Source organism: Streptococcus parasanguinis (assembly GCF_023109675.1).
GTDB classification, from domain to species: Bacteria; Bacillota; Bacilli; order Lactobacillales; family Streptococcaceae; genus Streptococcus; species Streptococcus parasanguinis_I.
Map to the genome: position 1 here is coordinate 124,432 of NZ_JALDUR010000002.1, position 23,453 is coordinate 147,884.

Annotated in this window: 22 protein-coding genes and 1 riboswitch; of the genes, 20 read left to right on the forward strand and 2 right to left on the reverse strand. The window is 41.8% G+C overall.

Going from position 1 to position 23,453, the window contains the following annotated elements; translation table 11 throughout:
• The first annotated feature begins 43 nt into the window (after nt 1-43).
• The 13 genes from rplT to M1G14_RS02235 all read left to right on the forward strand — a co-directional run bounded on the left by rplT (nt 44) and on the right by M1G14_RS02235 (nt 11,798).
• Nucleotides 44-403 carry a 50S ribosomal protein L20 gene (rplT, locus tag M1G14_RS02175; protein WP_000124830.1) on the forward strand — a complete coding sequence of 120 codons (360 nt, stop codon included), beginning with the start codon at nt 44-46 and terminating at the stop codon, nt 401-403.
• Nucleotides 404-507: 104 nt separating this feature from the next.
• A complete protein-coding gene (locus M1G14_RS02180; protein WP_129824413.1) occupies nt 508-975 on the forward strand; it encodes a deoxycytidylate deaminase in 468 nt (155 codons plus the stop codon).
• A gap of 171 nt (nt 976-1,146) precedes the next feature.
• The gene (locus M1G14_RS02185; protein WP_247926234.1) at nt 1,147-1,587 is read left to right on the forward strand and encodes a hypothetical protein; all 441 of its coding nucleotides are present in this window, start codon (nt 1,147-1,149) and stop codon (nt 1,585-1,587) included.
• Nucleotides 1,588-1,722: 135 nt separating this feature from the next.
• Nucleotides 1,723-2,154, forward strand: a complete 432-nt coding sequence (locus M1G14_RS02190) for a hypothetical protein (RefSeq protein WP_247926235.1) — start codon at nt 1,723-1,725, stop codon at nt 2,152-2,154.
• A gap of 139 nt (nt 2,155-2,293) precedes the next feature.
• Complete coding sequence (locus M1G14_RS02195; RefSeq protein WP_247926236.1) at nt 2,294-3,529, forward strand: ABC transporter permease; 1,236 nt, start codon at nt 2,294-2,296, stop codon at nt 3,527-3,529.
• Between the two features lie 390 nt (nt 3,530-3,919).
• Entirely contained in the window at nt 3,920-5,110 is a 1,191-nt protein-coding gene (gene metK, locus M1G14_RS02200; protein ID WP_155125101.1) for a methionine adenosyltransferase, read from the forward strand.
• Between the two features lie 192 nt (nt 5,111-5,302).
• Entirely contained in the window at nt 5,303-6,562 is a 1,260-nt protein-coding gene (murA, locus tag M1G14_RS02205; RefSeq protein WP_155125100.1) for a UDP-N-acetylglucosamine 1-carboxyvinyltransferase, read from the forward strand.
• A 56-nt stretch (nt 6,563-6,618) separates the two neighbouring features.
• A complete protein-coding gene (locus tag M1G14_RS02210; protein WP_024055817.1) occupies nt 6,619-7,170 on the forward strand; it encodes a GNAT family N-acetyltransferase in 552 nt (183 codons plus the stop codon).
• The gene (spxR, locus tag M1G14_RS02215; protein ID WP_049515543.1) at nt 7,163-8,440 is read left to right on the forward strand and encodes a CBS-HotDog domain-containing transcription factor SpxR; all 1,278 of its coding nucleotides are present in this window, start codon (nt 7,163-7,165) and stop codon (nt 8,438-8,440) included. The genes M1G14_RS02210 and spxR overlap by 8 nt, the downstream gene beginning before the upstream one ends.
• 20 nt (nt 8,441-8,460) lie before the next feature.
• Entirely contained in the window at nt 8,461-9,321 is an 861-nt protein-coding gene (locus tag M1G14_RS02220; protein WP_049483232.1) for a methionyl aminopeptidase, read from the forward strand.
• A gap of 83 nt (nt 9,322-9,404) precedes the next feature.
• Complete coding sequence (locus M1G14_RS02225; RefSeq protein WP_155125098.1) at nt 9,405-10,376, forward strand: YihY/virulence factor BrkB family protein; 972 nt, start codon at nt 9,405-9,407, stop codon at nt 10,374-10,376.
• A gap of 253 nt (nt 10,377-10,629) precedes the next feature.
• A complete protein-coding gene (locus M1G14_RS02230) occupies nt 10,630-11,094 on the forward strand; it encodes a MarR family winged helix-turn-helix transcriptional regulator (RefSeq protein ID WP_155125350.1) in 465 nt (154 codons plus the stop codon).
• Nucleotides 11,091-11,798 (forward strand): B3/B4 domain-containing protein, encoded by a 708-nt coding sequence (locus M1G14_RS02235; RefSeq protein WP_155125349.1) that lies wholly within the window; start codon nt 11,091-11,093, stop codon nt 11,796-11,798. The genes M1G14_RS02230 and M1G14_RS02235 overlap by 4 nt, the downstream gene beginning before the upstream one ends.
• A gap of 24 nt (nt 11,799-11,822) precedes the next feature.
• Here the strand turns inward: M1G14_RS02235 and M1G14_RS02240 are convergent, their stop codons facing one another.
• Nucleotides 11,823-12,266: a GtrA family protein gene (locus M1G14_RS02240; protein ID WP_129824171.1), complete on the reverse strand. Its 444-nt coding sequence runs from the start codon at nt 12,264-12,266 to the stop codon at nt 11,823-11,825.
• Between the two features lie 28 nt (nt 12,267-12,294).
• A riboswitch (PreQ1 riboswitch) is annotated at nt 12,295-12,401 on the forward strand.
• On the opposite strand from M1G14_RS02240, the gene M1G14_RS02245 reads away from it, so the two are divergent.
• From M1G14_RS02245 to pulA, 4 genes are all read left to right on the forward strand, one after another.
• Entirely contained in the window at nt 12,399-12,908 is a 510-nt protein-coding gene (locus tag M1G14_RS02245) for a QueT transporter family protein (RefSeq protein ID WP_049471983.1), read from the forward strand. It overlaps the preceding riboswitch by 3 nt.
• An 84-nt stretch (nt 12,909-12,992) precedes the next feature.
• Nucleotides 12,993-14,951 carry an NAD-dependent DNA ligase LigA gene (gene ligA / locus M1G14_RS02250; RefSeq protein ID WP_155125348.1) on the forward strand — a complete coding sequence of 653 codons (1,959 nt, stop codon included), beginning with the start codon at nt 12,993-12,995 and terminating at the stop codon, nt 14,949-14,951.
• A 9-nt stretch (nt 14,952-14,960) separates the two neighbouring features.
• Complete coding sequence (locus M1G14_RS02255; RefSeq protein ID WP_021153031.1) at nt 14,961-15,923, forward strand: diacylglycerol kinase family lipid kinase; 963 nt, start codon at nt 14,961-14,963, stop codon at nt 15,921-15,923.
• 78 nt (nt 15,924-16,001) lie between these two features.
• Nucleotides 16,002-18,311, forward strand: a complete 2,310-nt coding sequence (pulA, locus tag M1G14_RS02260; RefSeq protein WP_247926237.1) for a type I pullulanase — start codon at nt 16,002-16,004, stop codon at nt 18,309-18,311.
• Between the two features lie 52 nt (nt 18,312-18,363).
• Here pulA and M1G14_RS02265 read toward each other — a convergent pair whose 3' ends face one another.
• Nucleotides 18,364-20,523 carry an LTA synthase family protein gene (locus M1G14_RS02265; protein WP_049474753.1) on the reverse strand — a complete coding sequence of 720 codons (2,160 nt, stop codon included), beginning with the start codon at nt 20,521-20,523 and terminating at the stop codon, nt 18,364-18,366.
• A 230-nt stretch (nt 20,524-20,753) separates the two neighbouring features.
• Here M1G14_RS02265 and M1G14_RS02270 point away from each other — a divergent pair, with 230 nt between their 5' ends.
• From M1G14_RS02270 to aroE, 3 genes are read left to right on the forward strand one after another with little or no spacing between them, the layout of a single operon-like run.
• Nucleotides 20,754-21,917, forward strand: coding sequence for a class I SAM-dependent rRNA methyltransferase (locus M1G14_RS02270; protein ID WP_247926238.1), 1,164 nt, complete (start codon nt 20,754-20,756; stop codon nt 21,915-21,917).
• Nucleotides 21,914-22,591, forward strand: a complete 678-nt coding sequence (gene aroD / locus M1G14_RS02275) for a type I 3-dehydroquinate dehydratase (RefSeq protein ID WP_003014374.1) — start codon at nt 21,914-21,916, stop codon at nt 22,589-22,591. Before M1G14_RS02270 ends, aroD begins: the two co-directional genes overlap by 4 nt.
• Nucleotides 22,581-23,453: a shikimate dehydrogenase gene (gene aroE, locus M1G14_RS02280; RefSeq protein WP_247926239.1), complete on the forward strand. Its 873-nt coding sequence runs from the start codon at nt 22,581-22,583 to the stop codon at nt 23,451-23,453. Before aroD ends, aroE begins: the two co-directional genes overlap by 11 nt.

A 23,453-nucleotide genomic window follows, 5' to 3' on the forward strand; every position in this document is an offset into this window, starting at 1 on the left:
ATTCGTAAGTAAAGAATTCTAGGAAATATTGGAGGAAATATAAATGGCACGTGTTAAAGGTGGCGTTGTATCACGCAAACGTCGTAAACGTATTCTTAAATTAGCTAAAGGTTACTATGGAGCTAAACATATCTTGTTCCGTACTGCAAAAGAACAAGTAATGAACTCTTACTACTATGCATACCGTGACCGTCGTCAAAAGAAACGTGACTTCCGTAAATTGTGGATCACACGTATCAATGCGGCAGCTCGTTTGAACGGACTTTCATACTCACAATTGATGCATGGTTTGAAATTGGCTGAGATCGAAGTGAACCGTAAAATGCTTGCTGACTTAGCTGTTAACGATGCAGCAGCTTTCACAGCTCTTGCAGATGCAGCTAAAGCAAAACTTGGTAAATAATATTTATAAGGCTGAGGAGTTTTCCTCAGTCTTTTTTTCTTGCTGATTTCATGCTATAATGAAAATAATCGTAACCGATATGAGGAGAGATGGAGGATACAAAGGTGACACACAATCGACTAGCATGGGATGAATATTTTGCAGCACAGGCCTTACTGATTTCGAATCGAGCGACATGTAATCGAGCGAAAGTAGGTGCTGTTCTGGTTAAGGATAATAAGGTCATTGCAACAGGGTATAATGGATCCGTTTCTGGGACAGATCATTGTCTAGAGGATGGCTGTCTTATGGTCGAGGGACACTGTGTCCGGACGATTCATGCGGAAGTCAATGCGATTTTGCAAGGAGCTGAACGTGGAATTCCTAAAGGCTTTACAGCTTATGTGACGCATTTTCCTTGTCTCAATTGTACCAAGCAGTTGCTTCAAGTCGGTTGCAAGCGAGTGGTATACATTCATCAGTACCGCATCGATGAATATGCCGAATACCTCTACCGCGAAAAAGAAGTAGAACTGGTTCATCTGCCGATTGAAGAAGTCAAAAAGGCTATTGCAGAGGCTGATTTTATTTAGGGAAGGCTTCCAGTCTATTTCATGATATGTTAGCAATCTAACTGGAAACCTGTCCAAATTAATGTTTAAGAGATAGCATTGAATAGATGGCTATCATGAAAAGAATGATGGAATCAAGAATAATGGTGTTAACGGAAAAACATAAAAATATAAGAAAGTTAGGAGAAAGTGATGACAAACCAAGAGAAACATCTTGAGGAAAATAAAGAACATAGTAAGATAAGTGAAGATTATCCTAATTCTGTATCTGTTCAGAATCCTCCAAAAGAAAATAGCTTACATTCTATTCTTCTTTCAGCGACATTTTACTTATCTATTATCTATCTTGTATTGTTTGTCTTTTACTTTGCACCTTGGGGTGATGGTTGGGGATTTGTCGTTTTGATTTTCCTTGGTCCAAACTTATTAAGTCTTGCGATTGGGGCCTTTCTAATTCGACTAGGGATGAAGAAGAGGAATAAAAGTCTTCTCTATGCGAGTGTTGGACTCTATCTGCTGTCTATCATCTTGGCTTTTGATCCGGACTGGGAAATATTTCGAATTGCTCCCTTATGTTTAGGTATTTTGGATTTAATCGGAACACTCCTGGTTAAAGAAGAGAAAAGCTCTTAATCAAAAAATGGGTATGGTCAACTCTACTCAATAAAAAGTATTCGGGTCGATCAAAGAGATAGTTAAATCAGTTCTTCCGCTCTATTTTTAAGCGCTATTATTTGAAAGAATAACTAAAAATGTTAGAAGAAAGTTATGACAGATCAACAAAAAAATCCTGAAGTAGATAAAGAAAATGAAGCATATGCTTCAGATGAAAGTCTTTTTCCGAACAATGAAATGAAGCCAGAGAAGAGAATTGGAAATTCTGTAATCCTTTCTATTGCTTTGTTTTTGGCCATTGTTTATATAGTTTTACTTTTATTAGGTCTCTTTTCAATGGGAGCGTGGGCTGGTGGCTTTTTGTACTTTTTGGGAATCCATATGATTAGTTTTGTGATTGCAACCATCCTGCTTTGGAATGGAATAGTGAATGCCAATAAAGCAACTCTTTTTATAGCAGTAGCTATTTATGTTTTTTCATTTATTGCTGCGGGTGATCCGGATTGGGTGATTAATCATATACCACCGCTTGTGGTAGAAGTGCTGGTATTGATTGGAACTGTATTGTTAAAAAATGAAGAGTGATGATAGGAGGTAGGGTGTTCAATCCTATCTTTTTTATTTATTTAGTACTGATAACGCACGAAGAAAACGGTTACAAATTGTGTTATAATTTAAATAAATGAATCGTTAAATACTGTTCTTAGAAAGTGGAGGAGAATCTATGTCTAGAAAAAAATGGTATGGTATACTGTTAATTTTTGAAGCAATTCTTTATTTTGTTTCTTATGGTAGTAGTATAGTAGTGAACTATAGTCCCCAAAATTTAAATGGAAATACACCACTGTTCACTGTCTCTAGTATTTTTTCTATATGGAATGGAATGATTATTTGCTGGGTAATTTGGAGAATCATGAAGCAGCGTTTAAATGTTGAAGGATTGATAGCTGCTCTTCTCCTCTCAATTACCCAACTACTGATGTTTTTTTTACCACCTTTCTCCCCAACAAATCTGATGAACATTTCCTTTGTGCTAAATATCATTTGTTTAATATGGATTTGCTTGCTTATAAAGAATGTAGAAATGAGGGAGCTTTTAAACAATTGGAAAAGTAAAGATGGTTGGAAATCATCGATAGCTTATTTAGTACTATTTGTTTCCTCTACAAATATTTCTCCACTATTTATATTGATTGGTATGGATAGAACGAGTGATATTTACGCTTTTACACTTCGATACAGTGTAATGGAGTTAATGTTTTTACTTCTGATTAATGTTATGATCACAAGTACAAGTGATAAACTTCAGAAAGTCTCTTCTCTTTTACTCATTTTATCTTCCCTTGTTGAAATAGGTATAGTATACTCTTTCATCTCTCGTATAAGCTTTTACGGTCTCTTTTATCTTCTCCTATCGATTTATATTGTTTGTCGTGTTTTTGGTTTGCTTGAGAAAGTTGCAGATGGCTGGGAGTCCAAGGTGAAAGTACAAGATCTATCATCTATTGAAACTAAACCAGAGATGGCGGACTCTCAAGTAGAAGGAGAGATAGATGTAAACGATCAGTTGAATGCTGAGATACGATCAAACAATGATAAAGAAAATTTGCCAAAAAGAATTATTCTTCAGTCGTCCTGGTTATGGAGCGCCCTTATAATAGCAGTCTGTCACCTTGGTATTATGATTTTTCCTTTATTTTTAGGAAACCCCATGTATCTACTGATCTTATATATTGGTGCCATCCATTATATTTGTTTTATGATTGCGACTATATTACTTTTCATTGGTATGAGAAAAGGAAGTAAAGGACTCCTAAATGCGGCAGCTATCTTATTTGTTATTTCCATTATAGGTACGCCAGATACTTATTGGATAGGTCCAAATATTTTATCCTTTATTCTTGGGGTCTTGGTATTTATTGGAACTATATTATTTAAAAATGGAGACTTATTAAAGTAGATAGGGTTGAAAATTTTTAAAGATATGTTATCATTTAAGTAGGTGGTAGGTCATCGAGCACCCATAGGTGCGCGGTAGCCTACCATTTTTGAAGATAAAAAAAGCACCGTGTGAGGGTGCTAGATCTTGCCTGCTGAACTCGTCAATTGATAGATACCCTACGGGGTATTTTTGTGAACTTTTTAGGAACTTTGAGGACTGTTTAAGTCAGTTTAACTGGGTAGTGCATAGACTGAAAAAGCTGATTTAATGGGCTTTTTGAAAAACCATTTTCCATATCATATGTAATGTGTTATAATGAAGTGTTATATGGTCCCGATAAGGTGGTAGAAATCTTCTATCAGTACTTTGTAACTCTATAACAATATTTTTTTAAGGGGGGACATTTTTATGTCAGAACGTAAACTTTTCACGTCTGAATCAGTATCTGAGGGGCATCCAGATAAGATTGCAGACCAAATTTCAGATGCTATTTTAGATGCTATTTTAGAGCAAGATCCAGAATCACACGTTGCGGCTGAAACAGCTGTTTATACAGGTTCAGTCCATGTTTTTGGTGAAATTTCAACAAATGCATATGTCGATATTAACCGTGTTGTTCGCGATACGATTGCAGAAATTGGCTATACCAATACAGAATATGGTTTCTCTGCTGAAACTGTTGGAGTACACCCATCATTGGTGGAACAATCTCCTGATATCGCTCAAGGGGTAAACGAAGCCCTAGAAGTACGTGGGAATGCGGATCAAGATCCACTCGATTTGATCGGTGCAGGAGACCAAGGTCTCATGTTTGGTTTTGCGGTGGATGAAACAGAAGAACTCATGCCATTGCCAATTTCACTCAGCCATAAGTTGGTTCGTCGCTTGGCAGAATTGCGTAAGTCAGGTGAAATCAGCTATCTTCGTCCAGATGCGAAATCGCAGGTCACTGTTGAGTACGATGAAAACGACCGCCCAGTGCGCGTGGATACGGTTGTTATTTCAACCCAACACGATCCAGATGTCAGCAATGAACAAATCCACGAAGATGTGATTAACAAGGTCATTAAAGAAGTGATTCCAGCTTCTTACCTAGATGATGAGACTAAATTCTTCATCAACCCAACTGGCCGCTTTGTTATTGGTGGACCTCAAGGGGACTCAGGATTGACAGGTCGTAAGATCATCGTCGATACCTATGGTGGTTATTCACGTCACGGTGGTGGTGCCTTCTCTGGTAAGGATGCAACCAAGGTGGACCGTTCGGCTTCTTATGCAGCTCGTTACATTGCTAAAAACATCGTAGCGGCAGGTCTTGCTAAGAAGGCAGAAGTGCAATTGGCTTATGCGATCGGGGTGGCACACCCGGTATCTGTTCGTATCGATACTTTCGGTACAAGTACTGTTGCTGAGAGCAAATTAGAAGCAGCAGCGCGTGAGATCTTTGATCTTCGCCCTGCAGGGATTATCCAAATGCTGGACCTCAAACGTCCAATCTACCGTCAAACAGCAGCATACGGTCATATGGGACGGACAGATATCGATCTTCCATGGGAACGTTTGGACAAGGTAGAAGCTTTGAAAGATGCTGTAAAATAATTCGTTGAAATGGAAAAGTTAGGGTCAAGTTGATCCTAGCTTTTTTTCGTTTTGAAAATTCCTACAGATGGAAAAATAGGTCGATCTGTGGTATAATAGATGCAGTATTTTGAATACGTTGTCCCTTTTATTTCCGTTACAAAAAACGATAGTAAAAGGAAAAAGACTTGAAAGAGCTAATAAATTATTAAGATGAAAAAAATTGTAATAAATGGTGGTCACCCTCTAAAAGGAGAGGTGACCATTAGTGGTGCAAAAAATAGTGTAGTAGCCCTGATTCCGGCGACCATTCTGGCGGATGATATCGTGACCCTTGATGGGGTACCGGATATCTCTGACGTGGCGAGTCTGATTGAAATCATGACCATCATGGGGGCTAAGATCGAGCGCAAAGAAGACAGTTTGATCATTGATCCACGTGGGGTGAAGAATATGCCTATGCCATTTGGAAAGATCAATAGCTTGCGAGCTTCCTATTATTTCTATGGTAGCTTGTTAGGACGTTATGGTCAAGCAACTGTTGGACTACCTGGAGGGTGTGACCTTGGACCACGTCCGATCGATTTGCATTTGAAGGCCTTTGAAGCAATGGGAGCCGCTATGACCATGGATGGCTCTAGTATGAAACTTGCGACTGATGGCAAGCCTCTTCAAGGAGCAAACATCTACATGGATACTGTTAGTGTCGGTGCAACGATCAATACGATTTTGGCAGCGGTCAAGGCTGAAGGTCGGACAGTGATCGAAAATGCTGCGCGGGAACCTGAGATTATCGATGTGGTAACCTTGCTCAACAACATGGGAGCCCATATTCGGGGAGCAGGTACGGATATCATAATCATTGATGGTGTTCCACAATTGCATGGAACTAGACATCAGGTGATTCCAGATCGCATCGAAGCTGGAACCTATATTGCCCTTGCAGCTGCTATTGGAGAAGGTATCCAGATCAATAATGTCCTGTATGAGCATTTGGAGAGCTATATTGCCAAGTTAGAGGAAATGGGTGTGCGCATGACCATTTCTGAAGATAGCATCTTTGTAGAAAAGCAGACGGGCTTGAAGGCGATCCAGATTAAAACGTCTCCTTATCCTGGTTTTGCGACTGATTTGCAACAACCGATCACACCTTTGCTCTTAACGGCTGCAGGACGTGGGCGCATTGTTGATACGATTTATGAAAAACGGGTCAACCATGTGCCAGAATTGGCTAAAATGGGAGCCACCATTTCGACCTTAAACGACCACATTATCTATGAAGGGCCAAATCAATTGACAGGATCCAGTGTGAAAGCGACGGATCTTCGAGCTGGTGCGGCTTTAGTGATCGCCGGTCTCATGGCTTCTGGAACAACAGAAATTACAAATGTGGAATACATCCTTCGCGGGTATTCAGATATTATTCATAAATTGACCCAACTTGGAGCAGACATCCAGTTGGTAGAGGAATAGTGACAGAACTAGGGATCTGATAGTGGCGGCTGGATACACGAACAATGGAGTTTGAAATGAATATTTGGACGCACTTAGCTGCCTATTCACTAATTGAAACACAAAGGTTGTATTTACGACCTTTTCTCTTTGAGGATGCGGAAGATTTTTATAAGATTGCTTCGAATCCTGATAACCTACAATTTATCTTTCCTGCACAAGCCGATCTTTCTGAAACTCAATATGTACTAGCCAACTATTTCATGAAAAATCCTTTGGGGGTTTGGGCGATCTGTGATCAGGAAACCAATCAGATGATCGGTTCGATCAAGTTTGAAAAGTTGGATGAAATCAAGGGTGAGGCTGAGTTAGGCTACTTTTTACGCAAAGATTTTTGGGGAAAGGGTCTGATGACAGAAGCGGTCAAAGAGTTGGTCTATCTATCATTTGAGAAATTTCAACTGAAGGAGCTTAAGATTGTCACCCATGTTGAAAATGCAGGGAGTCAAAAGGTCGCTTTGAAGGCTGGTTTTCGTCTCTTTCGTCAATTCAAAGGGAGTGACCGCTATACGCGTAAAATGCGCGATTATTATGATTTCCGCCTAGGTAGAGGGGACTTCTATGAGTAAACACCAAGAGATTTTAGACTATCTCGAAAAATTACCGATTGGAAAACGGGTCAGTGTCCGCAGTATCTCCAATTTTTTGAATGTCAGTGATGGGACGGCCTATCGTGCCATTAAAGAAGCTGAAAATCAAGGAATTGTCGAAACGCGTCCTAGAAGCGGGACCATCCGTGTCAAATCGCAAAAAGCTGTACTAGAGCATTTGACCTATCGGGAAATTTTAGAAATCACCGGCTCTGAAATATTAGCAGGTGAAGAGGGACTCGAAAAAGAATTTAATAAATTTTACATCGGTGCCATGACGGAAAAGCACGTCCTAGACTATGTGTCTGAAGGGGGACTTTTGATCGTGGGTGACCGCACTAGCATCCAACGATTGGCTCTTAAGCATGACAATGCGGTCTTAGTGACAGGTGGCTTTGAAGTGAGTGAGGATGTGATTGATCTGGCCAATCAGGTACAAATCCCAGTCATCCGAACTTCACACGATACCTATACCGTCGCGACTATGATCAATAAGGCCTTGTCTAATATGCAGATCAAGACGGATATCTTGACAGTCGAGCAGGTCTATCGGCCCTTCCATGAGTACGGCTATCTTTCTGAGACGGATACGGTCCGGGATTATTTAGATTTGGTTCGAAAGAATCGCTTTAGTCGTTTTCCGGTTGTCAATCAGCACCAGATGGTAGTGGGCGTCGTAACCATGAGAGATGCTGGAGATAAGGCGCCTCAGACGACCCTTGATAAGGTGATGTCACGGACCATTTTTACCACTAATTTGTCCACCAGCATTGCGACGATTAGCCAACGGATGATCGCTGAAGATTATGAAATGATTCCTGTTGTTCGTAATAACCAGACCTTGCTGGGTGTTATTACGCGTCGGGATGTCATGGATCGGATTAGCAAGGTGCAGTTTTCGAGCTTACCAACCTTTAGTGAGCAAATTGGTCAAAAGATTCAAACAGAGAACGACCATTACCAATTCACAGTGGAGCCAAGTATGCTGGAGAAAAGCGGTGTTTTGGCCAATGGAGTCATGATCGAAGTGCTGATGAAGGTTATTCGCAAGATGATGCAACACAGTGGGCGTAGCTTGATTGTCGAACAGTTGATCATCAATTTTTTACAGGCTGTGCAGGTGGATGATGTGATCCGCATTGAACCACAGCTTGTTCGGCGAACCAGACGTTCGGCTTTGGTTGATTTTAGCTTGTATTTAGATCTGCAGCTAGTCGCGAAAGCAACCATTACGATTAAGATTAATTAAACAAAAGAAATGAGGAGACAATGATTACATTAAAATCACAACGTGAAATTGAAGCCATGGATCGTGCAGGAGATTTCCTTGCCAGCATCCATATTGGATTACGTGACCTGATCAAGCCAGGGCTTGACCTATGGGAAGTTGAAGAATATGTCCGTCGTCGCTGTAAAGAAGCCAATGTCTTGCCGCTTCAGATCGGTGTAGAAGGTAGTCTCATGGACTATCCTTATGCGACTTGCTGTGGTTTGAATGACGAAGTAGCCCATGCTTTTCCACGTCACGTCATTCTCAAAGATGGGGATCTCCTCAAGGTAGACATGGTCTTGTCAGAACCACTGGATAAATCTGTTTTGGATGTATCGAAATTAGATTTTGACAATGTGGCGCAAATGAAGAAATACACTGAGTCATACAGTGGTGGCTTGGCGGACTCTTGCTGGGCTTATGCGGTTGGCAATGTTTCCCAAGAAGTCAAAGATTTGATGGACGTGACCAAAGAATGTCTCTATAAGGGAATTGAGAAAGCGGTCGTTGGCAATCGCTTGGGAGATATTGGTGCAGCGATTCAAGAGTATGCGGAAAGCAAGGGCTATGGCGTGGTGCGTGACTTGGTAGGACACGGTGTTGGGCCTACCATGCATGAAGAACCAATGGTCCCACATTATGGTCGTGCTGGACGTGGTCTTCGCTTACGTGAAGGCATGGTCTTGACGATTGAGCCAATGATTAATACCGGTACTTGGGAGATTGATACAGATATGGAAACTGGTTGGGCCCATAAGACCCTTGACGGTGGCCTTTCTTGTCAATACGAGCATCAATTTGTGATTACAAAAGATGGTCCAGTGATCTTGACTAGTCAAGGTGAAGAAGGAACATACTAAAAAATAGAGAGGAAAGAATGGAGCTGAAGGCAAGTGTCTGGTTTCGCTCTTTGCTCTTTTTTAGTAAAATGGGGAGGTGACGAATGAAAAAGGTCCTACAAAAAATACTGGGACAGCCATTTATAAAGGGCTTCGTGCGGTTTTATCAGAGTGCAGAGTCTGATATCACTAGCATTGCGGTGGCCTATTATTTGCTGATCTCCATTTTTCCATTGATGCTGATTGCAGCCAATATTTTACCCTACTTTCATATTCGTCCCACTCAGATTCTTTTAAGCTTACAGAAAGTTTTGCCAGCCTCCTTATATCGAATAGTGGCACAGATGATTTCGAGTGTGTTGACCAAACCTTCGACAGGCTTACTGAGTTTCTCGATTATTTCTGCTTTGTGGATCTTCTCTCAGAGCATTGCCTACCTCCAAAAAGCCTATAACAAGAGTTATGGGGTGGAAAAGGAGCGTGGTATTATCTGGGGGCGACTCTTTAGCTTTCTGATCAGTTTTGCCTTGCAGGGTTTGTTTGGACTCTCGCTGATCCTTTCCATGTTTGGGAAAATGATCGTTCGCTATCTCTATCAGACTTTTTCGTTTGATCGGACGATTTATGTGCGCTTACTGAATTTGACAGAGCCAACCATCTACCTCTTACTCTTTGTTAGTCTGGTCTTGCTCTATTACACCCTTCCAAATGTCAAAATTCCAAAATTTAGATATGTATTGCCAGGGGCGACCTTTGTTGTTGCTGTCCTGTATGCGATCTTAAATATCTTTTGGAAATATGTGGATCGCTATGTGAGTCATTTCTTAGATGCCCGTTTCTTTGGTTCGGTCGTCCTAGCGGTCATTATGTTCTGGTTCATCTTGGTGGCAAAAATCATGATTATTGGTTGTATTTTAAACGCCAGTATCCAATTTGCCAGAGAAGACAAGTTCCAAACGCGCAGTGGAGAAATTGTCTCTAAGTTAAAATCAGAAGAAGTGGACTTTCGACATAGAGAAGTTTCACAAAAATTAAAGCGTCGGTTACGCTTGATAAAAAAAGAAAAAACGGAATAAGGGAGAGTGGGACAGAAATCGGTAATTCGTTAGAATTCGATTTCGTCGTCCCACCTCCGCACAGTTGAGTAGGGCTGTAAAAGCTGATGGGATCAGCGTAGTAGAGCCCACTCAACCACTGCGTCTTGCTCGACAATTCAAAAATAATTGAGAGGCTAGGACTTTTGTCCCAGCCTCTTTTTTTCTTATTTATTTTTATTGCATTTGCAACAAAAATATGTTATGCTACTGTTAATAGGAAAGGAGGAGTGAGATGAGTATTTTGCGTGAGATCGGCATCATTGCGCGAGCTCTGGATTCTATAGCAAATATTGAATTTCGAGATTTGGATTTGGCGCGTGGTCAATACCTTTACCTGGTGCGAATTGCCGAGCAACCTGGAATGATTCAGGAAGAACTCTCTGAAGTCTTGAAAGTAGATCGATCCACCGTTGCAAGGTCCGTAAAAAAACTAGAAGAGCGTGGCTTGATTCAGCAACGTCCGAGAAGTGAAAATCTCAAAACAAAGGAATGGGAGTTAACTGAAAAAGGTAAGCAGATTTACCCCTTCATTTTAGGGGAGCATCTTTACTCTGAGAGAACTGCTTTAAAAGGATTTTCCAAAAAAGAAGTCTCACAGTTAGAAGAGTATCTCATCCGAGTTCGTGAGAATATCACCTTGGATTGGGAACTAGTTAAAAAAGGTAAAAAAAGAAATTATAGTGAGGTAAAGCAATGAAAGTAACAGTCGATCAAGCATTTTGGGATTTGTTCCCAACAGCTAGAATTACAGTGATGTCCTTGTATGGCATTGATAATACAGTAGATGAAGCCAAGGATCCTTATTTCAAAGAATTGTTGGACAAGGGTGCCAAGAGAGCATGGGAATTTATCGATGAAGAAAACTATACCCAGAGTGGGTTCGTTCAAGAGTGGCGCCAAGCTTTTAGCAAGTTTAAAACAAAAAAAGGAGCCCGATCTTCAATCGAAGCACTCTTAAAACGGGTTCACCAGGGTCGTGAATTTTATCCGATTAATCCCTTGGTTGATTTATACAATAGTGTGTCTATGGCTTATGCCCTTCCTTGTGGAGGAGAAGACATGGATAAATTAGTGGGTGGACTCTCTCTAGGACAAGCGAAAGGAGGCGAACCGTTCTTTCCATTAGGAGCCGAAGAAGATGCGCCAGCTTTGGAAGGGGAGATCATCTACTATGACCAAGAAGGAGCCGTTTGTCGTTGTTTGAATTGGCGAGAAGCTCAAAGAACCATGCTAACTGAAGATACCAAGGATGCTATTTTGGTGATTGAAGCCATTGATGAGGAGCAGGCCAAACGTGCACAAACAGCTATGCAGGAATTGAAAGACCTAGCCAAGGATTATTTTGGAGTCGAAGGAACGATCTATCAATTAAGTGCAGAGGATGCAAGTATAGAAGTTTAAAAGAATAAGGCTGAAACAAATGTTTCAAGCCTTGTTTTTATTTTTAAAGACAAAGAGTTTACTAAAGACATAATTGAGGACCACTATAGCAACTTGCGCAAAGAGGGTTTCAATTAGATTAATTTGACTCTTGTTGTTGTGGACAAATTGCCCGATGATTCCTGGGAATTGCTTGACAAAAATCTCGGTCAAGACCATGTCTAGTATAAAGGTCCCAGAGCGCGCAATCGCAAATCGGATCAAGCGCTGAAACCAGCCCTTTCTTTCTTGCTTAAAGACGATGGTATCGTTGGTCGCAAAGGCAAAGAGGATCCCAGCAATGTTTCCAATCGCTGTCGCCAATCGTTCATCACGAGACATATGATAGATGAAGAGGCGGGTTCCGACGGAAACAAGGGTTGTTGCCACACCAAAGAAGAGATAGGATAAAATTTCATTATCAAAAAATTTTTTAATTAGTGTTTTCATAAATTCAGTCTACCATAAAACCTCAAAATATGCTATACTTGAAAGGTTGAAGAAATCAAACCTTCGACCCTTGGTGCTTAAAATCCTTTCGCCAAGCATATTAAACGCGGGAAAACCGCTAAAGGAGAATAGATGAAACAGTTAACTGCTCGTGATATGGCACAAATTGCCATTGTTGCTGCGATTTATATCGTATTGACCATTACCCCACCTCTCAATGCTATGGCCTACTATGGCTATCAATTCCGTGTTTCGGAGATGATGAATTTCTTAGCCTTCTACAATAAGAAGTACTTGATTGGAGTGACTCTTGGTTGTATGATTGCTAACTTATTTAGTTTTGGATGGATCGATGTCTTTGTCGGTGGAGGTTCGACCTTTGTCTTCTTAGGACTCGGACTCATTTTATTTGGTCGTTTTAAAAACAAGTTCTTGTTTGACGGTCTTATTCGCTTGGACCATTTCTTGTTTGCGATTTTCTTTTCCATTTCCATGTTTACGATTGCCTTGGAACTTTACTACCTTCAAGGCCAACCATTCTTCTATAACTGGTTGACCATGGGATTGGGTGAATTCGCATCCTTGATTTTTGGAGCGATTGTGATCAATCAACTTTCTAAACGGATCGATTTTACAAAATAAGAAAAGGGAGCTTTGGCTCCTTTTTTAATGCTAAGAATGCAGTAAATTCAAGGCTAAATTAAGATTTTATGATAAAATAAGAACATGAAAACCAGAATGAAAGAATTAGTGGAATTACTCAATCGTTATGCTTACGAGTATTACACAAAAGACGCTCCATCTGTTTCAGATAGTGAATATGATCAATTGTATCGGGAGTTGGTGGAACTAGAAACCGCTCATCCTGATGAGATCTTACCAGAGAGTCCAACTCACCGTGTAGGTGGGGTGGTTTTAAAAGGCTTTACCAAATACCAGCACCAGTATCCCCTTTATAGTTTGCAGGATGCTTTTTCGCGTGAAGAATTAGAAGCCTTTGATCAGCGTGTCCGTAAGGAATTTCCTTCTATCAGCTATGTATGTGAGCTGAAAATTGATGGCTTGTCCATTTCCCTCACCTATGAAAATGGAGTCCTCGTAACGGGGGCGACACGTGGGGATGGTTCTGTCGGTGAGGATATTACAGAGAACCTCAAGCGGGTCAAGGACATTCCTTTAGTGTTACCAGAGCCAGTGAACATCACGGTTCGAGGCGAGTGCTACATGCCACGGGCTTCCTTTGATCGGGTCAATCAGATCCGTCAAGAAAATGGTGAGCCGGAGTTTGCTAATCCGCGGAATGCTGCTGCAGGAACGCTTCGCCAATTGGATACGAAAATCGTGGCCAAGCGAAATCTCGCAACCTTCTTGTATCAAGAAGTGAGTCCAACTGATCAAAGCAGTCAGGAAGGCGTGCTTGAGAAATTAGCCCGCTTAGGCTTTGTCGTGAACCAAGAGCGAGTGCTGGCTGAGGATATGGAGCAAATTTGGGACTTCATCCAAAAAGTAGCTCAGCTTCGAGAGGATCTTCCCTACGATATCGATGGGATCGTCATCAAGGTCAATGACCTAGCTGTTCAAGAAGAACTAGGCTTTACTGTTAAAGCCCCTAAATGGGCTGTCGCCTATAAGTTTCCAGCTGAAGAAAAAGAAGCGAAAATCCTATCGGTGGATTGGACGGTTGGACGGACCGGAGTTGTGACGCCAACTGCCAATCTAACTCCAGTCCAGCTAGCCGGAACCACTGTTAGTCGGGCAACCTTACACAATGTGGACTATATTGCCGAAAAAGATATTCATCAGGATGATACCGTCATTGTCTACAAGGCTGGTGATATCATTCCTGCGGTCTTGCGTGTTGTTAAAGATAAGCGAGTCTCTGATCAAGCATTAGCCATTCCAACTCATTGTCCGAGCTGCCAGAGTGAGTTGCTTCATTTTGAGGATGAGGTGGCCCTTCGCTGTATCAATCCACTCTGTCCAGCGCAGATCAAGGAAGGATTGAACCACTTTGCAAGTCGGGATGCTATGAATATCACAGGCTTGGGTCCAGCTGTTGTAGAGAAACTCTTCGCAGCTCAGTTGGTAGAGGATGTAGCTGGGATCTATCGTCTTACAGTCGATGATCTATTGACCTTGGAAGGCTTTAAAGAAAAATCTGCTGAAAAACTCTATGAAGCCATTCAAGCTTCAAAAGAGAATTCAGCTGAGAAATTACTCTTTGGTTTGGGGATCCGCCATGTCGGTAGCAAGGTTAGTCAAATCTTGCTCCAAGAATTCCATGACCTCGATCAATTGGCTACAACTGATCCAGAACGAATTGCCAGCATTGATAGTCTCGGTATGGTCGTGGCTGAAAGCCTCAAGCGTTATTTCGCGCAAGAAGGATCCAAGCGTCTCTTGCAAGAGCTTAAAGAAGCTGGCGTCAATCTGGCTTATCTTGGTGAGAAAGTCGCTGCTGATGCAGCCCTATCAGGAATGACAGTCGTTTTGACTGGGAAGCTAGAGCGCCTCACGCGTTCAGAAGCGAAGGCAAAATTAGAAAGTCTGGGCGCTAAGGTAACTGGATCAGTTTCCAAAAAAACAGATTTGGTCGTTGCAGGTAGTGACGCTGGTAGTAAGTTAACCAAAGCACAAGAATTAGGAATCCAGGTAGAAGATGAGGCCTGGCTTGAAAGTTTGTAGAGGATCTTTATGGTAGAACGAATCAAAAAAGCCCGTTTAATTTATAATCCGACCTCTGGGCAAGAAATTATCAAGAAAAATATTGCGGAAGTCTTAGACGTACTTGAAGACGTGGGCTATGAAACCAGCGCCTATCAAACGACTCCAGAACCATTTTCTGCCCAAAATGAAGCAGAAAGAGCCGCTAAAGCCGGCTTTGATTTAATCATTGCTGCTGGTGGAGATGGCACGATTAATGAAGTGGTCAATGGAGTTGCAGGTCTGGAGAATCGTCCGCAGATGGCCTTTATCCCAACCGGCACAACCAATGACTATGCGCGTGCCTTGAAGATCCCGATGGGAGATCCAGTGGCAGCTGCCCGCATTATCGAAAAGAATCAAACCATTCAAATGGACATTGGTCGTGCTTATGGCAGTAAGTATTTTATCAATATTGCTGCAGCAGGGACCATGACAGAATTGACCTTCAGTGTCCCAAGTAGTGTCAAATCTCGCCTGGGTTACTTTGCTTATGTAGCTGAAGCAGCTAAAATGTTGCCGAGGAACAAGGCTCGTAAGGTACGGATCGAACACGATAATGGCGTTTTTGAAGGTCCAGCTTCGATGATTTTTGTGGCTTTGACCAACTCTATTGCTGGCTTTGAAAGTGTCGCACCAGATGCTAAGCTCGATGATGGAAACTTCACCTTGATTATCGTAAAAACTGCTAAGCTCTTTAACATGTTGTCCTTGATGATTCAGGCCATTAATGGAGGCAAGCATGTGCACGATGAAAATGTAGAATATCTCAAGACCAAGAAGTTGTCGATCGAAATGTTAGGGAAAAATGCTCAACCATTCCGCATCAATCTAGATGGCGAATATGGGGGAGATACTCCAGTTGAATTGGAAGTCTTTCATAATCACTTGGAATTCTTTGCGAATATTGATGAAATCAACAACGATGCTTTGGTTCACACATCTGAAGAATAAAAACAAATAGTTGGAACCATGTACGTGTTTCACGAGCGAATGGTTCCTTCGGTATCAAATTGGAAATAGGAAAATGTTATGCGACAATACCATGTAAAGCTTCATTTTCATAAGCAAAAAGGAAATTATTTTGCCTATGATATGTGGCAATGGCAGGATCAAGTAGAAGGAAAATCAGTCTCTTTCTCCAAGTTGGATTATTTTGGAGTAGAGGGAAATCTGGTATACGAGAGTGAGGATGCCTTGAATCGGGGTCATGTCTTGGTTAAAGAAGGAGATTGGCTCACCAAAACCCGTGATTTTGAAATCGAACTCTTACCAGAAGGGCATGTTCGAGAAGTTTGGATTCTCGATGGGGACGATACTGTCTATTATTCTTTGCAAGCTGCTTTGACGAGTCATGCTTATAGCCATCGTCAGCCTCATGCCTACGATATGGCGACCCATGCCAAGGAATTTGACACCAAATGGGCTTATCAAGGCTGGCTTGGTTATCGTGACGAAGAAGGGGAGTATTGCTTTAAGCTGTGGGCCCCTACTGCTAAGAAAGTTGAATTGTTGCTCTATCAATCAACAGAGTTGGATGCGCCTATTTGGAAGACTATTCCGATGATGCGAGGCAAACAAGAGTCTAGCTACCATCCAGAAAACACCCAAGGTGTTTGGATTCTAGATTTTCTAGGAAATTTAAGTGGCATGGCTTATCAATATCGTGTGTATTTTGAACACCAGACTCAAGTGACGCGCGATCCTTATAGCATTGCAACGACAGCCGATGGAATGCGCTCAGCCATTCTCTCAAGAACAGATCGTCAGTTTGATTGGGGCACTAAAAAAGGCGCCGATGAGACTCCCTGGCGCCTGGATAATCCTTGTCAAGCAGTGATTTATGAGATGCACCTTCGGGATTTGACCAAGTCACCGACATCAGGTGTGGACGAGTCTTTGCGTGGGACCTATCTGGGGGCTTGCCAAGAAGGAACTGTCAATAGCCATGGCGATGCGACTGCCTTTGATTATATCCGTCAGTTAGGGGTCAATGTCGTGCAATTGCAGCCGATATCTGATCGCTATAAACAGTACGATGAAGAAGGTCGTGTGACCTACAATTGGGGTTACGACGTTCAGAATCATTCTGCACCAGAAACCAGTTTTTCAACGGATCCATCCAATCCTAAGCAGACGATGAAAGAGCTTAAAACTATGATCCGGGCTTATCATGAAGCTGGGATTTCTGTAGTCATAGATGTGATCTACAATCATACCTACTCAACTGAGAATGGTCCTTTCCAAAGTACAGTTCCGGATTATTATTACCGGATGGAGCCAGATGGGCGCTTCCAAAATGGGACAGGTGTCGGTAATGAGACGGCAAGTGAGCATGAAATGTACCGCAAGTACATGATTGATTCCCTTACGCACTGGGTAAAAGAGTACCAGATCGATGGTTTCCGCTTTGATTTGATGGGCATTCACGATGTGACGACAATGAATGCTATTCGGGAGGCTATGGATGCTCTGGATCCTCGCATTCTCCTTTATGGAGAAGGTTGGGACATGGGAACTGGTCTCGCACCAGAGGATAAGGCTAAGAAAGACAATGCGGCGCAATTGCCACGTATTGGATTCTTTAACGACACGGAGCGCGATGCTATTAAAGGGGCTGAGGTTTATGGTTCTATCAAACGTGGCTTTGTCAGCCGAAAATCAACAGAGAATATCGTTGCGCGTGCTGTTCTAGGTAGTGCGGAGCTGGGTCATTATTTAAGTCCCAATCAGGTCTTGAATTATGTGGAGGCTCATGACAATTATAATCTCTATGACTTGCTTCAGACTCTTCATCCGAATGAAAAAGTAGCAGGATTGGTCAAGCGCTCAGAGTTGGCTACGGCCATGAATCTGCTCTTTCAGGGCATGACCTTTATGCAATTGGGTCAAGAGTTCATGAGGACCAAATTGGTAGCGACAGGTCCTGATGGAGAAATCACTCCTTTGGATCGTGAACGGGCCATGAATTCCTACAATGCTCCAGATTTTGTGAATCAGGTCAACTGGGATCTGGTCAGTCAAAACAAGGAATCAATTGCCTATATCCGAAGCTTGATCAATTTGAAGACAAGTCTTCCTGTCTTAGGGCTTGAAAGCTATGATAAAATCTATCAACAAGTCTTTATCCAATCTGCAACTGATTGTAGTGGACTTCTGATATTTGAACTAACAGGAGACAAGAAGTACTTGGTCATCTTCAACGCCAGCGGGCTTCCATATTACCTCCAAAATTCAAATAAATTGAAATTGATGGTTGGGAATAGTCGTCATAAACGACCATTCTATGTGGAGAATTTAACAGCTTCTGTTTTTGAAGTCCTAGATGAAGGTAAAGCGTAATCTTTTTAAAGAAATCACAAAATCCCTGAGTTTTTAAACTCAGGGATTCTCTTTATTTAGAAGAACTGCTACTGGTCTCTGTTGAGGAAGAACTATCGTCTTCTGGGTGCAATTCTTTATAAGTAGGTGCCTTGAAGAGATCAACGGTGGACTGATTGCCACGTTGGTTATAAAGGCTGGTTGATTTGTCACCTTTTTCCTTTTCAATCTTCTTCAATGCCTTGAAGGAATTAGTGTAGGAATAATCATCTGGATTGACTTTTCCAAGATCATTGCCCTTGAAGAAGCGAAGGAGGTCACCGGTCTGGATGCTATCGCTAATCTTCAATTGCAGGTTAGCAGCCTCCCTAATCTTGTCCAGTTCTTCCTTGGTTTTTTCGTCTGGGTTCGTGATTTCCTCACCTGTTTTGGTGTAATAGGTCCGGCCACTATAGCTCGTATACTCAGGAGTCACAAAGTAGTTAGCGGAGCGGAAGGCTACGATTTGATCATGATCTGGTGAGAGCATATCTTGACCAACTTGGAGGAATTTGTTGGATTCAATGCCTAGCAAATGTTCCAAGGTTGGGAGCATATCAATTTCGCCACCATAGGTGTTGATAATGCCTCCCTTGTCCATTCCAGGAATAACTACCATATAAGGAACGCGTTGCAACATGGCATTGTCATAGCTTGACCACGTTTCAGAGTTCTTACCAAGTAGAGGGGCAAGAGCTGGGTTGCGGGAGTTTGAAATTCCGTAGTGGTCCCCATAGAGAACGATGATGGAATTTTTGTAAAGACCAGATTCTTTCAGGTAATCAAAGAAGGCCTTGATCGAAGAATCTAGGTAGTTAGCGGTCGCAAAATAGCCATTGATGGTTTCGTCCTGAGTCTTAGCTAGAGGGAAGCCGAGATCATCTCCTGACAAGCTAGTTGTATAAGGATAGTGGTTGGAAACCGTAATGAACTTCGTATAGAAAGGCTGTTGCAATCTTTCTAGGTATTTGATGGAATCCTTGAGCATGTATTTGTCATTAAGACCATACTGGAAGGAATTGCTGCTGTTTTGTTTGGTGAAGTAGCTGGCATCAAAGAAGTAATTGTAGCCCCATTGTTTATAGGCGGTATTCCGGTTCCAGAAACTTCCAGCATTCCCGTGGAAAACAGCGCTCGAGTTGTACCCATTTTTTGAAAGAATAAATGGTGCAGCCTGTTGGGTATTAGTTCCACCATAGTTCACCATAAAGGAACCTTGGTTGAGTCCGAAGAGGCCTGTTTCAATCATGGTCTCAGCATCGGACGTTTTCCCTGCCTTGACTTGGTTAAAGACGTTTGAAAAGGCAAAGGTTTCTTTCGAGTGGTAAAGTGAGTTTAAGAAAGGTGTCACTTCATATTCTTTATCGTCTACTTTCAACTTGTAATCGATCAAGAATTGTTGGAAACTTTCCAAGTGAATGTAGATAACATTACGGCCTTTGGCCATTCCAAAGTACTCAGGATTAGGCTTGGCATAATGCTGTTGGATATATTCTTCCACCGGTTTTAAATCTGCTTCGGAGGCTTTGGAACGTTCTTTGTTGGCAGCATAGGTCTGATTAGCGCTATAACCCAGAAAGGCTGGTAAGCCTAGGGCACGAACGACATAGTAGTTTGAGAACCCACGAGTCAAGAGCTCAGGTCGGTCAATTTCTGCGAGGAAAAGGTTGGCCGAAAAGAGCATAGCCGATAAAGAGGTAACCGCAAAACTAGCTCGTTTATTGAAGGGACGATTGTCCATTCGAATCCATTTCTTAAAGAAGAAGAAAGCTAGAATAGGGAAATCTAGAATGTAGATCACATCCCAAGGTCGGAACAATTCTAAAGCAGCAGCTCCGAGACCGGCAGAAACCTTGCTGGAAGCCAACATGGTATTGACCGTTACGAAGTCTGTAAACTCTCGATAATAGATGGAGTTGGAAATCAACCAAATAAATAAGAGAAGGTAGATCCCAAAGGCCAAACTATAAAAGAGCTTGGTTCGTTTGATATAAAGTGCAAGACCAATGAAGAGCAGACTAATCGGCAATGGGTTGATCACTGCTAGAAAAATCTGATACGGTCCCTGAATGTCTAAATTAAAATCAACTGAATAGGCCCACATGGTTTTGAACCAGTAGAGCAACAGAAGGGTCAAGACAAATCCTAGTCTGGTACTCATGAAATTGAGTATCGAATTCGTAATTTTTTTCACAAAATGTTACTTCCTTGTCTTATTTCCTAAAAATTTTCATATACAAGTATACCACAATTTTATGGAGAAAGAAAAAAATGACTGTAAAGGAGAGGAAAGAAATAGGAAAGATCCGGCATTTTATATCATTTGAAGCTAAATGATGAAAGCTAGGATAAAACGGTAAAAAAAGTTCCAGTAAATAAAGCCTCTCTTTGTGAAAACTGCAGACTTTTGCTATAATAGAGGATATGAAAAAACTCACAGTTAGTCGCCAAGTCGCAACAAAAATCAAACAAGGACAATCCCTTCTTGAAAAGCAAGATTTTGAGTCACTTCCTGCTTTGGATCAAGAGGTTCAATTGCTTTCAGGAGATGGACAATACCTCGGAGTCGGATACTTATCTGAACAAAATAAAGGGATTGGATGGTTTGTTTCACAAGAGTTGGTCGCTTTTGATCAAGACTTTTTTAAAAAGCTTTTCATCAAAGCCAAGCAATACCGTCGTTCTTATTATGCGGATGAAACGACGACGGCCTTTCGTCTCTTTAACCAAGATGGAGATGGTTTTGGTGGCTTTACGGTTGACTTATATGGTGAGTTTGTTGTTTTTTCTTGGTACAATCCCTTCGTATTTCAGATTAAGGAAACCATTCTAGCAGCCTTTCAAGAAGCTTTTTCAGAAGTCCGAGGCGGCTATGAAAAGATTCGCTTTAAAGGTTTGGACTATGAATCGGCTCATGTCTATGGAGAAGAAGCTCCGCAAGAATTTTTGATTCTTGAAAATGGGGTCTCTTACCAAGTCTTTCTCAATGATGGCTTGATGACGGGGATCTTTTTGGACCAGCATGAAGTCCGAGGAAGTTTAGTTGAGGGGCTCGCTGCTGGTAAGTCCTTGCTCAATATGTTCTCCTATACGGCGGCCTTCTCTGTGGCTGCGGCAATGGGTGGAGCAGTTGAGACAACATCGGTCGATCTGGCTAAGAGAAGTAGAGAACTATCAGAAGCGCATTTTGTGGCAAATGGCTTGGCGCTGGATGCTCATCGTTTTGTCGTGATGGATGTCTTTGACTATTACAAATATGCCAAACGCCATGACCTAAGCTATGATGTGATCGTGCTCGATCCGCCTAGCTTTGCGCGGAATAAAAAACGGACATTTTCAGTCGCTAAAGATTATCATCGATTGGTCAGCGAGGCTCTTGAGATTTTACATCCAGGTGGGACCTTGATTCTCAGTACCAATGCGGCAAATGTCGACAAAGATAAATTTAAAAAACAAATCGAAAAGGGATTTCAAGGTCGTAAGCATCGCTATGTAGCGGAATATGGACTTCCGGGTGATTTTCGATGGAACAAGAAAGAAGAAAGTAGTAATTACTTAAAAGTATTTACGATTAGGGTGGATGTATGAAGTTAGTTGTTTCGATTATGCCTCGCTCCTTAGAAGAGGCGCAACAACTAGATAGTTCGCGTTACGAGGATGCAGATGTTATTGAGTGGCGTGCGGACTTTTTAGAAAAAAGCGAGATCTTAACCGTTGCTCCTGCAGTTTTTGAGAAATTTGCTGGACGCGAGATTTTATTCACCTTGCGGACTCGAGCTGAAGGTGGAGAGATGGAGCTGACCAACGAGGAATATGTTGGAATCCTGAAAGATATTCAATCCATCTATCATCCGGATTATATCGATTTCGAGTATTATAGTCACCGTGAAGTCTTTGAAGAGATGTTGGAATTTTCAAATCTTGTTCTCAGCTACCATAACTTCCAAGAAACTCCGGAAAATATGATGGAGATCTTATCGGAATTGACCAGCTTTTCTCCAAAATTAGTCAAAGTATCTGTCATGGCCCACAATGAACAAGATGTTCTTGACTTGATGAATTATACGCGTGGTTTCAAGACACTGAACCCTGAGCAAGAATATGTAACGATTTCCATGGGCAAGGTCGGGAAGATTTCGCGCTTGACAGCTGATTTGACAGGCTCTTCTTGGTCTTATGCTAGAGTCGGAGATGAAAGTGCTCCAGGTCAAATTCCTCTTGAAAATATGAGAAGAATTCGGGAGTTATTAAATGAAGATTGACGGATATACTCGGATGGCAGCGGTCATTGCCCATCCCATTCGTCATAGTATTTCTCCTTTCATCCATAATCTAGCCTATGAATTAACAGCGACCAATGCTGCTTATCTAGCTTGGGATATTGCTGAAGAAGACTTAGAAAGCACCATCAGCCAAATTCGTAAGTTGGATATGATTGGGGCCAATATCTCCATGCCCTACAAGCAGAAGGTCTTTCCTTACTTAGATGAAGTGGATGAGATGGCCCGAAAGATCGGTTCTGTCAATACTATCGTTCACCGCGATGGTAAGCTTAAAGGCTATAATACGGATGGGATTGGTTTCTTTCGTAGTTTACCTCCTGCTTTCTCTATTAAGGGAAAAACAATGGTTCTCTTAGGTGCAGGTGGTGCAGCTTTAGCGATTATTGCACAGGCGATTCATCTAGGTGTAAAACGTATCCTTGTCTTTGTGAGAGAGGAAAGATTGGTTCATTATCGTTCAATAGTTCAGTTGATTGAAGAAGGCTTTGATTTCTTGATAGAATTGTATGCGATTGAGAAAGATGAAGACGTTCAAAACTTTTTTCATCAAGCTGATCTCATCTTAAATGCCACTGGTGTTGGAATGGATGGTCAGTCTCTTCCAATAGCGAGTCACTTGACCTTTCCCCCACATGCCTTAATCGTAGAGATGGCTTACTATCCGGCAGTGACCCCCTTTCTGCAATTGGCAGTGAATCAAGGAAACCAGAGGGAAAATGGGCTGGGAATGCTCTTTTATCAAGCTGAAGCAGCCTTTGAATTAATGACTGGGAAAGTATTTCCTACAGAGTCTGTATGGGAAGCATTGACAACAGAATATCGCCAATTTGTATGTGACTAA